This is a genomic window from Streptomyces sp. NPDC104309, assembly GCF_055584025.1.
Genome location: NZ_JBVJMV010000014.1, coordinates 178759 through 190960 on the forward strand (window position 1 = coordinate 178759; position 12202 = coordinate 190960).

The 12202-nt window shown below is 69.9% G+C and carries 14 protein-coding genes; 5 read left to right on the forward strand and 9 right to left on the reverse strand.

The features are described 5' to 3' along the window. Window positions 1-15 precede the first annotated feature (15 nt). Window positions 16-534 carry a hypothetical protein gene (locus ACZ68L_RS22095; protein WP_469579415.1) on the reverse strand — a complete coding sequence of 173 codons (519 nt, stop codon included), beginning with the start codon at window positions 532-534 and terminating at the stop codon, window positions 16-18. A 125-nt stretch (window positions 535-659) separates the two neighbouring features. Here ACZ68L_RS22095 and ACZ68L_RS22100 point away from each other — a divergent pair, with 125 nt between their 5' ends. Beyond that, entirely contained in the window at window positions 660-857 is a 198-nt protein-coding gene (locus tag ACZ68L_RS22100; RefSeq protein ID WP_469579417.1) for a zf-HC2 domain-containing protein, read from the forward strand. Here ACZ68L_RS22100 and ACZ68L_RS22105 read toward each other — a convergent pair. The 3 genes from ACZ68L_RS22105 to ACZ68L_RS22115 all read right to left on the reverse strand — a co-directional run bounded on the left by ACZ68L_RS22105 (window position 791) and on the right by ACZ68L_RS22115 (window position 3671). Further along, window positions 791-1360, reverse strand: a complete 570-nt coding sequence (locus ACZ68L_RS22105; protein ID WP_469579419.1) for a sigma-70 family RNA polymerase sigma factor — start codon at window positions 1358-1360, stop codon at window positions 791-793. The genes ACZ68L_RS22100 and ACZ68L_RS22105 overlap by 67 nt on opposite strands. A gap of 291 nt (window positions 1361-1651) precedes the next feature. Further along, the gene (locus ACZ68L_RS22110) at window positions 1652-3100 is read right to left on the reverse strand and encodes an amino acid permease (RefSeq protein ID WP_469579420.1); all 1449 of its coding nucleotides are present in this window, start codon (window positions 3098-3100) and stop codon (window positions 1652-1654) included. A gap of 109 nt (window positions 3101-3209) precedes the next feature. Next, window positions 3210-3671 carry a universal stress protein gene (locus ACZ68L_RS22115; RefSeq protein WP_361444688.1) on the reverse strand — a complete coding sequence of 154 codons (462 nt, stop codon included), beginning with the start codon at window positions 3669-3671 and terminating at the stop codon, window positions 3210-3212. 165 nt (window positions 3672-3836) lie between these two features. Here ACZ68L_RS22115 and ACZ68L_RS22120 point away from each other — a divergent pair, with 165 nt between their 5' ends. Further along, window positions 3837-4679, forward strand: coding sequence for a polysaccharide deacetylase family protein (locus ACZ68L_RS22120; protein WP_469579422.1), 843 nt, complete (start codon window positions 3837-3839; stop codon window positions 4677-4679). Here ACZ68L_RS22120 and ACZ68L_RS22125 read toward each other — a convergent pair. The 4 genes from ACZ68L_RS22125 to ACZ68L_RS22140 all read right to left on the reverse strand — a co-directional run bounded on the left by ACZ68L_RS22125 (window position 4657) and on the right by ACZ68L_RS22140 (window position 6901). Beyond that, window positions 4657-4908, reverse strand: a complete 252-nt coding sequence (locus tag ACZ68L_RS22125) for a hypothetical protein (RefSeq protein ID WP_469579423.1) — start codon at window positions 4906-4908, stop codon at window positions 4657-4659. The two genes, ACZ68L_RS22120 and ACZ68L_RS22125, sit on opposite strands and share 23 nt — an antisense overlap. A gap of 363 nt (window positions 4909-5271) precedes the next feature. After that, window positions 5272-5805: a hypothetical protein gene (locus ACZ68L_RS22130; RefSeq protein ID WP_469579425.1), complete on the reverse strand. Its 534-nt coding sequence runs from the start codon at window positions 5803-5805 to the stop codon at window positions 5272-5274. Window positions 5806-5986: 181 nt separating this feature from the next. Then, window positions 5987-6754, reverse strand: coding sequence for a bestrophin-like domain (locus ACZ68L_RS22135; protein ID WP_469579427.1), 768 nt, complete (start codon window positions 6752-6754; stop codon window positions 5987-5989). Between the two features lie 15 nt (window positions 6755-6769). After that, window positions 6770-6901, reverse strand: a complete 132-nt coding sequence (locus ACZ68L_RS22140; protein ID WP_351084420.1) for a hypothetical protein — start codon at window positions 6899-6901, stop codon at window positions 6770-6772. Window positions 6902-7584: 683 nt separating this feature from the next. On the opposite strand from ACZ68L_RS22140, the gene ACZ68L_RS22145 reads away from it, so the two are divergent. The 3 genes from ACZ68L_RS22145 (at window position 7585) to ACZ68L_RS22155 (ending at window position 11223) form a co-directional block, all read left to right on the forward strand. Next, complete coding sequence (locus ACZ68L_RS22145) at window positions 7585-7839, forward strand: hypothetical protein (RefSeq protein WP_469579429.1); 255 nt, start codon at window positions 7585-7587, stop codon at window positions 7837-7839. A 394-nt stretch (window positions 7840-8233) separates the two neighbouring features. After that, window positions 8234-9052 (forward strand): SAM-dependent methyltransferase, encoded by an 819-nt coding sequence (locus tag ACZ68L_RS22150; protein ID WP_469579431.1) that lies wholly within the window; start codon window positions 8234-8236, stop codon window positions 9050-9052. After that, window positions 9049-11223: a putative bifunctional diguanylate cyclase/phosphodiesterase gene (locus ACZ68L_RS22155; protein WP_469579432.1), complete on the forward strand. Its 2175-nt coding sequence runs from the start codon at window positions 9049-9051 to the stop codon at window positions 11221-11223. Before ACZ68L_RS22150 ends, ACZ68L_RS22155 begins: the two co-directional genes overlap by 4 nt. Window positions 11224-11272: 49 nt before the next feature. On the opposite strand, the gene ACZ68L_RS22160 is transcribed toward ACZ68L_RS22155, so the two are convergent. After that, window positions 11273-12163 (reverse strand): LysR family transcriptional regulator, encoded by an 891-nt coding sequence (locus ACZ68L_RS22160; RefSeq protein WP_469579435.1) that lies wholly within the window; start codon window positions 12161-12163, stop codon window positions 11273-11275. Window positions 12164-12202 lie beyond the last annotated feature (39 nt).

A 12202-nucleotide genomic window follows, 5' to 3' on the forward strand; every position in this document is an offset into this window, starting at 1 on the left:
CGGGCGGGGAGGTGTTCAGTGCAGATGGATCGCCAGATGCCCCAGCGGCAGCCCCAGCTGCCAGGCGGGCGTCCACACCTGGGCCGTCTCGTCCGCGTCCGGCCCGTCGCCCACCGGTTCCCACGGCGGCGGACCGATCGCGTCGAGGTCGGCCGCGAGCAGCTCGGTCTCCTCCAGCCACCGCCAGGCCACGCGGGCCAGCGCCAGATCGGGGTCCGCGCCGCCGGACCCGGGCCCGGCGGACGCCTCCAGTGCGTCGAGCCGCTCACAGACCCAGCCGCGCCACGCCGTCCCGTACGCGGTCAGCAGCCGCAGCTCGTCCATCCGGGCCGCGGGCAGGGCGTCGGCTACACCGTCGTCGGAGAGGAAGACGGTGAGCGCGAGCGCGTCGCGGCCCGCGCGGTACTCCAGCGTGGACGGCTCCATCAGATCACCGGTCCGCAGCAGCTCATCGGCGATGTACTCGGCGTACATCCAGGCCATCGGGACCAGCAGCCCGCCCCCACTCGTTCCATCCTGACGTTCCGGGCGCATCCCGTCTCGCCTCTTTCTCTTCTCGGCACCGGGCTTCACGGAGCATTGAACCGGGGGAGCACGCCCCGCGTGGCCAGAAAGGCAGGATCCGTCACGACCGGACCCGACCACGACACGAGGATGCGATGACCGCCGATCCCGGGGAGGGCCCGCACGTTCGGCAGTTGCTCGGCGCCTACGTTCTCGATGCGCTCACGGCCGGCGAGACCCGTACGGTCTCCCTCCATCTGCAGTCCTGCGACCGCTGCGCCGCCGACTACGTGGAGGTGGCGGAGGCCGCGTCGCTGCTTGCCCTGCTGAGCGTGGAGGACCTGCTGGAGTAACCCGGCAGGTTACGGGAGAGCTGCCGCAGCGCGTAGTAGGACCGGGACTTGACCGTGCCCGCCGGAACACCGAGGATCCGTGCCGTCTCGCCCACGCTGAGGCCGCGGAAATATATCTGGACGAGGACGGCGCGGTGCTCCGGGCTGAGGGTGCGTACCGCGTCGCGCACGTCGAGGGCCGAGACCGTGGACTCGGCGGTGTCCTCCTCGCCGGCGGCGGCCTCCAGCACGACGTCACCCACCTCGGTGGGCCTGGCCTGCCTCGACCGGCGCGCATCGATCGCCAGGCGCCGCGCGACGGTGAACAGCCAGGGCCGCATCGAGTCGTACGGAGCGTCGAAGGCCTCCGGATGCTGCCAGGCCCGCACCAGCGTCTCCTGGAGCAGATCCTCGGCCCGCTGCCGGTCGCCGAAGGTCAGCCCGAGCAGAAAGTGGAACAGGGCGGGGCCGTGTTCCCGCTGGACATCCGCGAGGGTCAGCTCATCGGTCGTCGTGGTGGTCATCGTGAACGCCCTTCCCCGTGGTGGGCCCTGCCGCTTCGCTGCCGACTGGCGTATACGAACGCATCGGGGCGCCGAGGAACAGTCGCTGGGCGGCTCCGTGCGACGAGCGGTCGCACAGTGCGGCGAATGGTGCGGTGAACGGTCGGGCGGCGGGCGGCGCGGTGGTGCGCACGGCCACCGCGCGATGGCCGGCGCGGTGTCCGTACGGGCGTCGGGCGGCCGTCGCAGCGCCCCGGCGGCCCTTCGCTCCGTCCTCTCGGCGGACGGGGTGACGGAGCACGGGGCGACGGATCAACCCGTTCCCGCCCCCGTTCCCGTCTCCGGTGTCCTCGCCATCTCCGACTTCCGGTACGAGTAGCCGAAATAGACCACCAGACCGATCAGGAACCACACCACGAAGCGCACCCACGTCTGCCACTGCAGGAAGGTGATCAGCCAGACCGAGAACACCACTCCCAGGGCCGGCACGAACGGCATGCCGGGGGTGCGGAACGTACGGGGCAGGTCGGGCCGCTTGTAACGCAGCACGATCACCGCGATGCACACCACCACGAACGCCAGCAGAATGCCGATGTTCGTCAGCTCGGCAGCCTCGCCGATCGGCAGGAACCCGGCGATCACGGCCGAAGCCGCGCCGACGATCCAGGTCACCCGGGTCGGTACGTGCCGGGTCGGATGGGTCTTGGCGAACCACTTGGGCAGCAGCCCGTCGCGGCTCATCGAGAACCACACCCGGGTCACGCCGAGCATGAAGGTGAACATCACGGTGAGGATGCCGATGACGGCGCCCACCGCGATCACATTGGCGAGCCCGCTGAGCCCGACCGACTTGAAGGCCGTGGAGAACCCTGATTCCGGGTCGATGTCCTTGTAGCTCTGCATCCCCGTGAGCACCAGGCACGCCGCCACATAGAGCACCATCGAGATGGCGAGGGAGTACAGGATCGCCTTCGGCATGTGGCGCTGGGCGTCCTTGGACTCCTCGGCGGCCGTCGACATGGCGTCGTACCCGAACACCGCGAAGAACACCGTGGCCGCGCCGGTGAAGGCGCCGCTCACGCCGAACGGGAAGAACGGGTGGTAGTTGGCGGTGTTGATATGGAACACGCCGACGCCGATGACCAGCAGGACGACCAGGACCTTCAGAACGACGACGATCGTTTCGAAGCGGGCGGCGTTCTTGATGCCGAGAGTCAGGAGGTACGCCACGAGCAGGCAGAGCAGCGCGGCGAACAGGTCGACCCGATGGCCCGGCCCGGTGCCCGGCGCGCCCAGCATCCACTTCGGCAGTTCGAGCCCCATCTCCCCGAGCAGAAAGCTGAAGTAGCCGGAGATGCCGATCGCGACGACGGCGACGATCGCCGTGTACTCCAGCAGCAGGTCCCAGCCGATGAACCAGCCCACCAGCTCGCCGAGCACCGCGTATCCGTAGGTGTAGGCGGAACCGGCCTTGGGGATCAGGCCCGCGAACTCCGCGTAACTGAACGCGGCTGCCGCGCTCGCCACACCCGCGATCAGGAAGGAGAGCAGGACCGCGGGCCCCGCAGTGCCGTTCGCCACCGTGCCTGCGAGGGTGAAGATGCCCGCGCCGATGATGCCGCCCACGCCGATCGCCGTGAGCTGCCACAGCCCGAGCGATCTGGTGAGACGAGTGGTGACATCCCCCGTCGGCCTCGTCTCGTCGATCTGTTCGATCGGCTTGCGGCGCAGCACACCCTCGCCCATTCGGAGCCTGGCCATGAGTCACCCCTCTGCTGACGGCTGTCCCTGACGGGCGCTCATGATGGCCCAGGCGAGGCAGGGACGAAAGACGGCGTGCCGTCCGGCGGAGGTGTGGGTTCCGCGACGGTTACGGCACTACCGTGACGGGCCAACGGCCCGCCTTCACCAGTCGGATGGCCACCGATCCGATGAACCGGTGCCCGGCCGATTCCGACGCTCCCACCACGACGGCATCGGCCTTGAGCTCGTCCGCCGCCGTCACGAGCCCGTTGTAGGGATCACCGCGGAAGGTGTGGAACTCCCAGCGCACATCCCATATGTCCTTCATCCGCGCCGTCGCTTCCCGGATCTCGTTCACCAGCCCCTCCGCGACCTCTCCGGTCGTGTCGGCGACCGGTGCGCCGAGCGCGGCCCCGGCGGGCAGCACGGGCTGGACGTAGACGAGGGCGAGCATGGCTCCCTGCCGACGGGCGAGTCCTGCCGCGTATGCCGCGGCACGCATGGACGAATCGGACCCGTCGAGGCCGGAGACGATCACTTTCGGGCCGTCTGTGCCACGTTCGAACTGGTGGGGCTGCTGGTCAGTCACGGCAGTGAGGCTATCCGCTCGCGGAGCCGGTTCCGGCCCGGGATGCGGCGCGACCTGGGAAGGGGCTGCCGGTTGCTCCGGAGTGCGTCCCTCCATTGGGTACAAAACCCCCCACGGCCGGTGTCGTTGACCGGCGCGCGCTGACGGACGTGCGAGCAGTTGGTCATGAAAAATGATCAGAGGCTGCCGGGTCGCAGAACGCTGCTGAGGCTGGCTGCCGGACTCGGCACGGCCGGTGCCGTGCGTGTGATCGCCGCAGACCCGGCCGGAACACCGTCCCGGACCTCCGCACCGCTCGCGGCGGGCGCCGCGGGACCCCCGTCCGCCCCCCGCGCGCGGCCCTCCGCCTACCGGCTCCGACCGATGACCGCGGGCGCCCCGCCGCGCTTCCGGCCGGCGGCGCCGCCCGTCCGTACCAGGCCCTTCGAGAAGCTGCCCGAGATCGGGCACGCCATGGTGCTCACGTTCGACGACGGCCCCGACCCGCTCTACACCCCGCACATCCTCGCCACGCTGCGCGAACACGATGTCCGAGCGATGTTCTTCCTCTGCGGGGAGATGGCCCACGACAACCAGGACCTGGTGCGGGCGATCGCCGCCGACGGTCACACCATCGGCAACCACACCTGGACGCACCCTCTGGTCACCAAGCTCTCCCGGGCCGGCATCCACGACGAGATGGGCCGCACCAGCGAGGTGCTCGAAAAGGTCACCGGTGCTGCGCCGCTCTGGTTCCGGGCGCCGTACGGAGCGTGGAACCGGAACTCCTTCGAGATCGGCGCCGAGTTGGGGATGGAGCCGATGGCGTGGACCGTCGACACGCTGGACTGGACCCAACCGGGAGCCCGCACGATCGTCCGCAGGGTCCGGGAAGGGGCGGCACCCGGAGTCGTCGTACTGTCGCACGACGCGGGAGGCAATCGTTCGCAGAGCGTGACCGCGCTGCGGCGGTACCTCCCCGAACTGCTCGACGACGGCTACCGGATCACGGTGCCGCAGCGCCGCTGAGCGCGCGGCCGACGGACGGAGTCGCCGGGCGCGGCGTCGCGGCGACGTCTCCCACGCGCCCTTCGGGGGCCGGCGGACGGGACTCGGTCGGGGCGGCGGCCAACCGGGGAGGGCCCAGTGAGAAGTCCGCGCCGTTCTGCGCCAGCGCCAAGCCGGTGAGCACCAGCAGGGCGACGGCACCCCACGGTGACGGTCTGGTCCGTACGGCTCGCCGACTGCCCCGGTCCATGGTTCTCCCTTCGTCGCGACGCTTGGAACGCTGAGGGCTGTCGCCCGTACCTCCTGGCGCGCACGCGACGACAGCTACTTCCCCAAGCTCTCGGCTGCGCTCGAGCAGGGGAGGCCCCATCCTCGCCGCGTTGTCGGGACGTCCGCACACCTCCAGTATGCGGACGCCTCTGCGACCTGCGACGCACCGCATCCGACGCCGCGCGCTGATCCGCCACGGATGACGGGACAGCCCTTGGGCGCGAGGCGGCGGGCGGCGATCGGGGAGGGGCGAACGGGTGGCGCCGATCCGATACGCCCGTCGTCCCGGGTCCTGTCGACAGGGCTCGGGACGACGGGTGTATCGGGCCGCACTGCCCTGTTCTCAGTGCGGGCGGCTCTCCTTGCGCAGGCGCACCACATGGATGGCGGCGCTGGCCGTGACCACCGCCAGCGCTGTTCCGGCGGCGACCTCCGCGGCGTTCGTCCTGTCGACGCCGTCACCGAGTGGGCCCTTCACACCGGCCGGAGCGACCGGAGCGCCGGTGGTGGGTACGCCGGAGGCCGTACCGACCGTGAGGCCGACCTTCGCCGTGGAGTCCGGTGACGTGTTGCAGATGAACGTCACTTCGTAGGCGGCGCCAGGTCGTGCGTTCCGGTCGACGGTGGCCGCGGCGGTTCCGCCTCTGGGGATGGTGACCGTGTCGAACACTCCGGAGCCGGCCGTGGCGGTTGTGGAGCACCCCCGGGCGGCCAGGACGACCTGGCTCCCCGGCGCGATCACCGACGGAGTGACGGTGTATCCGGTCGCGGAGGACGCGCCTGTCGACGTCGCGGCGTACGCGGACGCGGCCGCGGCGGTCGGGACGAGTGCGGCGGCGCCGAGCAGGGCGACGGGTGCGACACCTATTGCGCGCATGGGTGAATCCTCCGGTCCCCGAGGAGCAGTTGCGGAACGGATTTCCACAGAGCGTCAGAAATGCACCTCGACGGGCCAAACGCTAGAAGTCGCACTGTTCTCCGTCGATCCGAGTGAGCCGCTCGGGGCACCGGTTTCCCCCGAGCGGCGCATCGCCCCCATGTCGGCTTTCGGCGGACGGCTATCCGCCAGCCGCCCCGGGGAACAGATCGAGGAACGGCGCCGAGGTGGCCGAGATGCCCCGGCCGAAGGGGGAGTCGAAGTCCCAGATCAGGAAGAGCAGAAAGGCGATCAGAACGCTGAAGAGGCCTGCCAGCAGCAGTTCACGGAAGGTTCTGCGGATCTGCAGCGTGAAGATCAGCCCGATGGTCACCAGCGCCCCGGTGATCAGTCCGAACCAGACCACGCCCGGCATGGTCGCACCGGCACTCTGGCCGCGTCCGCTGCGGGCGTCGTCGGCCGCGGCGACCTCATCGACCAGTGGCTGATATGCCTGCCCCTCGTGGTCGTTCCTCGGCTGGTAGTCGGTGACGTCGGCACGTACCCGGTCCAGGAGCCGGGCCCCCTCGTCGGTGAGGGTGCCGTGGTCCGACATGGACCGCCACTCGTCGTGGAGGACGTGACGGACGTAGGCGTCGACATCGGTGCGGATGCGCGTACGCACCTCGGCCGGGTAGACGGCGGAGCGGGCCTTCACCTCGTGCAGGGCCTGGGCCTCCTGGCGTACGTACTCCTGGGCCGCGCCGCGGCCCTCCCAGACGCCCGCGATGGCGAGACCCAGCACGATCGCGTAGACCACGCCGATCATCATCGTCATGTACTCGATGACGTCAGGCGTCTCGGACGGGTCGTCATCATCCGCGATCCGGCGGTTGCTGAGTACGGCGATGGTCAGGACGACGGCGCTGGCCGCGATCATGGCGAGGGCGAGAACAAGCCATTCCGGCATGGTTTCCTCCGAAGGTCATCGGGAGCGGGGACGCAGCACGGCGACAGCGAACACCGCGGGGGCCGTGATCATGAGGGTGAGGGTGACCAGGGAGGTGCCGCGGCGCGGGACCTTGCGTGGCGGCTTGCGGTAGGTGGGGAGCGCCACGGGCCGGGGCGCAAGAGGCGTGGAGCGTACGGAGGGCGAGGGCGAGGGCGGAGGGGGCGGTGGCACAGGCTCCCGTTCCGGTGGCGGCGGCGCGTGGGTCGGCGGCGGTGGAGGCGGTGGCGGCGGCGGTGGTGGTGGCGGGGGTGGCGGGGGTGGCGGCGTCGGTTTCGGCGGTGGGGTCGGCTTGGGCGCCGGGCCCGCGTGACAGTGGCCGTCGCCCGACACGGCGACCGCCGAACTCCCGCCGTCCTCCCCGATGGAGGCGTACGCGCAGTTGTCCGCCACCGCGGGTGTCGGGGCGGTCGGCAGCCAGAGGAGTACGACGGCCGCCGCGAGCCGTCCTATGAGTGATCCGTACACGACGGGGAGCATGTTCCGGCCCGTAGCGGCACACGCCGGGGGCGGACCGGATTCCCCTGATGGTGGGGACATGGAGCGCCAGATGTTTGCGGCTCAGGGAAATTCTGGGAACGCGTTGAACAAAGTGGGGCGCCACCCGTGCCCGGGGCCGTGGATGAGCGGCTGCGGGTCGCAATCAGTCCGGAGCGACGGGGAGTTGTCGTGTTTCGCCGACGGAATAACTCGCACATGAGGGCGCCGGAGGCCCTCCTCGCGCTCACGATGGCATGAGGTCAGAGTGAGGGGAGGAGCGGCGCCGGGCCGGCGCCGCCCAGGGGCCGCAGGTGGGCGACAGCCGGTTCATGTCCGCGTCGCACGACGGGAAGCCCGCGGTGAACGCCGAAGGTCCGGCCGGCGCCGAACCCGGTGAACTCGCGGGGCTTTCGGCAGCGAAGGATCCAGAACTCGGAGCCATTGTCGTCGACAAGCACGGCAGGACGGTCTATCGCTTCAAGAAGGATGTGGCGCAGTCGATGAACTCGGTCCGCACGGGTCCCGTCGACGGAAGTACACGGTCGTCGCCCCTTTGCGATGAATGACGTCAAGGCGTCACCACCAAGGGATTTGCCGCTTTCAATCGGCCCGGCGGACGCGAACGGCAAGCCGTCCACTGCTGTCAGGTCCTTACCTTCACCGGCGAGGTGAAGTCGCGGAAGACACCAACGGCCAAGGCATCGGCAGTACATGGTACGTGGTGCCCCGGTCGCCGAACTGAGGGTGCCCCCCGAGTAGCCCGAAGTGCCTCTGTGCGGCCGGTTCGTCGCCGAATGTCACACGTAGCGACAGGTCGATCGCACATGCCACTGGTGTGTGACCAATAACGGACGGCTAATTTCCGTTTCCGCTCGCTCTCCTGGCGGTCGATCAGTAGCCTCTGGACAACACTGACCATGAACATGGCCGGATCGCCGTGGCGACTTGTTGGAGACATCGATGGAGCGTCCCGCCTGGGCACCGCAAGGCACTGACATCACGGTGCCGAGCGTGTCTCGCATGTACGACTTCTATCTGGGCGGATCGCACAATTTCGAGGTGGACCGGGAAGCGGCTCGCAAGGCGATGGAGTTCATGCCGGGACTCCCCAAGATCATGCAGGCGAATCGCGCCTTTATGCGCAGGGCCGTGCGTTATGCGGTGAGCGAGGGCATCACCCAGTTTCTGGACATCGGCTCCGGAATACCGACTTTCGGCAATGTGCACGAAGTCGCGCAGGCGGCCGACCCCGAGGCCCGGGTGGCATATGTCGATCACGACCCCGTCGCGGTCGCGCACAGCCAGGCCGTACTCGAAGGAAACGACCGGGCGGTGATCGCCGCCGCGGATCTGCGCCGCCCGCGGGAGATCGTGAAGAGCCCGGAGATCTCCGAACTGCTTGACCTGAAGCGTCCGGTGGCTCTGCTCCTCGTCGCCGTACTGCACTTCATCGAGGACTCCGACGACCCGCGGAGCGCGCTCACCGAACTGCGCGAGGCACTCGCCCCCGGCAGCCTCGTCGTCATCACCCACGCGTCGTACGAGGGGATTCCACTCACCCAGGAGGAGGCGGGCGGCACGGTCGACGTCTACAAGAACATCCGCAACCCCCTGATCATGCGTTCGTGCGACGAGATCGGCCGGTTCTTCGAGGGGTACGAGATGGTCGAGCCCGGACTCGTGCCGATGCCGAACTGGCGCCCCGACACCCCTTTGGCGCCGGAGCACGAGGATCCATTCGCCTTCTCGGGCTTCGCGGGAGTGGGACGCAAGGCGTGAGCATTCCCGCCCAATCGTCCGGAGCGCCCGACACGGAGCCCGACGGCCCCGAGGACCGGCTCCGGAGATTCGCCACGATCTGGAGCCGGGCCATCTTCCCGTCGACGGCGACCTCCATGACGCGCCCGGAGTTCGAACAGCATCTGCTGCCGCTGGCCCGTACGCTCAGCGACATCCTGCACGCGCGGCCCTTCGAGGCGGCTCCCACGAGCGAGGTGGGTGCCGCCCTCGTCGCCGCGCACTGCACGGATCCGGACGCGCTCAGCAGCACGCTCGGTGTGGTCGACTCGTACCTCGTGCTCTACTGCGGCGGCAACGGCGAGACGCTGCTGTCGACCGAGGACAGCAGAGCCCGCTGCGCCCGGATGCAGCATGCCCTCGCGGGCGGCTTCACCCAGGCGCTGCGCGAGCGGACCCTCGCCGAACAGGAGGCCATCGCGCGCTCGGCACTCACCGCCCGCTCGCATGCCGAGCAGGCCCTGCATGCCACGGAGGCACGCTTCCGCGCCGTCTTCAAGGACGCGGCCGTCGGCATCGGGATCGCCGACCTGGACGGCAATGTGCTGGAGGTCAATGACACCCTGACCCGGATGTTCGGCGGGCTGGAGCACCATGTGCGCAGCCACAAGGTCAATGAGTGGGTCCACCCGGAGGACTCGCCGCAGGTCTGGAAGTACTACAACGAGCTGGTACGCGGCGAACGCGAGCACTACCGGGTCGAGAAGCCGTACTACCGCAACGACGGCACCGTCCTGTGGACCAATCTGACGGTCTCGCTGCTGCGCGACTCCGAGGGCAGACCGGAGTACCAACTGGCACTGCTGGAGGACACCACGGAGCGTCGGCTGCTCAACCTGCGGCTGCGGTACGAGGCCACCCACGACGCGCTCACCGGCCTGCCCAACCGGACGCTGTTCTTCGAGCGGCTGGAGAAAGCGCTCTCAGCCGATGACGGCAGCCGCTTCGGCCTGTGCTATCTCGACCTCGACGGCTTCAAGGCCATCAACGACAGCCTCGGTCACGCGTCGGGCGACCGGCTGTTGGTCGAGGTGGCCGACCGGCTGCAGAGCTGTGCGACCGCGCCCGGCGAGATGGTGGCACGGCTCGGCGGCGACGAGTTCGTGGCCCTGACCACGGGCCCCGACACCCGGACGGAGGTCGACGAGCTGGCCTGCCGGATCCTCGGTGTGCTCAGCACCCCGATCCGCCTGGAAGGCCGTGAACTGACCGTACGCGGCTCCATCGGGGTCGTCGAAGGGCCCGCCGGTGAACGCAGCGCCGCCGAGGTGCTGCGCAGCGCCGACATCACGATGTACCGGGCCAAGTCGGCGGGCGGCAACCGCTTCGAGCTCGCCGACGCCGAGGCGGACGCCCGCGCCATCACCCGGCACGGGCTGACCACGGCCCTGCCGGCGGCCCTGGAGCGCGGTGAGTTCTTCATCGAGTACCAGCCCCTGGTGCATCTGGGCGACGGCTCGGTGCACGGCGCGGAGGCGCTGGTGCGCTGGTGCCATCCGCAGCACGGAGTGCTCGGCCCCGACCGGTTCATCCCGCTCGCCGAGCACACCGGACTGATCGTGCCGCTCGGCCGCTGGGTGCTGGAGGAATCCGTGCGTCAGGCCAATTTCTGGCAGGAGCGGCACAGTGACGGCGGTCCGCTGCGGATCAACGTCAACCTCTCGCCGACCCAGCTGCACCACCCGCGGCTGGTCGCCGAGACCGTCGACGTCCTGGAGCGGTCGGGGCTCGACCCCGGGGCGCTGTGCCTGGAGGTCACCGAGTCCGCGCTCATCGGTGCGGACGACGATCTGCTCAAGCCGCTGCGGCAACTGTCCGAGATGGGCGTCGACATAGCGCTCGACGACTTCGGTACCGGGTACTCGAACCTGGCCAATCTGCGTCGGCTCCCGGTGAGCGTGCTCAAGCTGGACCGTTCCTTCACCCAGGGCATGCAGCAGCATCCGGTGGACCCGGTCGACATGAAGATCGTCGAGGGAATCGTCTCGCTGGCGCACAGCCTGGACCTCGCGGTCACGGTGGAGGGCGTGGAGACCGGGGCCCAGGCGGAGCAGCTGCGGAATCTGGGCTGCGACACGGCGCAGGGGTGGTACTACGCCCGTCCCGGGGCGCCCGACCGGATCCACTCGCTGCTGCTGGCCGACGCGGTGTGAGCGACGCCGGAGGGCGTCGGCGCGGTTCTCGCAGGCCGGACGGGCCGGATCAGTCCGTCCGGCTGGCGAGCAGCACCTTCTGCAGCTCGCGTGCCGCGCGCGGCGGAGCCACATCGCTGCGGTGCGCGAGTGCGATCGTGCGCCGCAGGCCCGGCCGGGCCAGCGGTGTGGTCCGCAGGTCGTGGCCGGCCCGGACGGCGATCATGCTGGGCACCACCGCGATCCCGAGTCCCGCCCGGACGAAACCGAGCACCGCGTCCATCTCCCCGCCCTCCACCGTGAACGACGGCTCGAAGCCCTCCGCGCGACAGGCGGCGACCGTCAGTTCGCGCAGGTCGTAGCCGTGCCGGAACATCACCAGTGATTCACCCTGGAGGTCGGCGATCCGCACGCTCCCGCCCCGGCCGGGCCGTGGCGCCCGCGCCGAGGACACCACGACCAGGTCCTCCTGGAGCAGCTCGACCGTGGTGAGCGCGGGGGAGGCGGCGGGCAGCGGCAGCACGACCAGGGCGAGATCGAGTGCGCCGCGTGCCAGCTCCCGTACGAGGTCCAGCGAGCCGCCCTCCTCCAGCAGCAGCTGGATCCCCGGGTGCCGGTCATGGAAGGCGCGCAGCACATCGGGCAGGAGGCCCGTGCAGAGGCTGGGCGTCGCCCCGAGCCTGACCCGGCCCCGGCGCAGCTGCGCCAGCTCCTGCACCTCGTGGCGTGCGGTGTCGGCGTCCGCGAGGATGCGGCGGGCCAGCGGCAGCAGGGCCTCGCCCGCGTCGGTGAGGGTGATGTTGCCGCGGGCCCGGCTGAAGAGCTCCGCCCCCAGCTCGTTCTCCAGCGCCCTGATCTGCTGGGAGAGCGAGGGCTGGGAGACGTGCACCTCCTCGGCGGCACGGGTGAAGTGCCGCGTCTCCGCCACGGCCACGAAATACATCAGCTGCTGGAATTGCATACAGGCAGCCTAACGGCGTCGATAGTCAAAGCCTATGAA

Bases quoted from the DNA above. Each gene is read 5' to 3' on its own strand.
- ACZ68L_RS22095 (WP_469579415.1), bottom strand. From the start codon at position 534: ATGCGCCCGGAACGTCAGGATGGAACGAGTGGGGGCGGGCTGCTGGTC.
- ACZ68L_RS22100 (WP_469579417.1), top strand. From the start codon at position 660: ATGACCGCCGATCCCGGGGAGGGCCCGCACGTTCGGCAGTTGCTCGGC.
- ACZ68L_RS22105 (WP_469579419.1), bottom strand. From the start codon at position 1,360: ATGACCACCACGACGACCGATGAGCTGACCCTCGCGGATGTCCAGCGG.
- ACZ68L_RS22110 (WP_469579420.1), bottom strand. From the start codon at position 3,100: ATGGCCAGGCTCCGAATGGGCGAGGGTGTGCTGCGCCGCAAGCCGATC.
- ACZ68L_RS22120 (WP_469579422.1), top strand. From the start codon at position 3,837: ATGAAAAATGATCAGAGGCTGCCGGGTCGCAGAACGCTGCTGAGGCTG.
- ACZ68L_RS22125 (WP_469579423.1), bottom strand. From the start codon at position 4,908: ATGGACCGGGGCAGTCGGCGAGCCGTACGGACCAGACCGTCACCGTGG.
- ACZ68L_RS22130 (WP_469579425.1), bottom strand. From the start codon at position 5,805: ATGCGCGCAATAGGTGTCGCACCCGTCGCCCTGCTCGGCGCCGCCGCA.
- ACZ68L_RS22135 (WP_469579427.1), bottom strand. From the start codon at position 6,754: ATGCCGGAATGGCTTGTTCTCGCCCTCGCCATGATCGCGGCCAGCGCC.
- ACZ68L_RS22150 (WP_469579431.1), top strand. From the start codon at position 8,234: ATGGAGCGTCCCGCCTGGGCACCGCAAGGCACTGACATCACGGTGCCG.
- ACZ68L_RS22160 (WP_469579435.1), bottom strand. From the start codon at position 12,163: ATGCAATTCCAGCAGCTGATGTATTTCGTGGCCGTGGCGGAGACGCGG.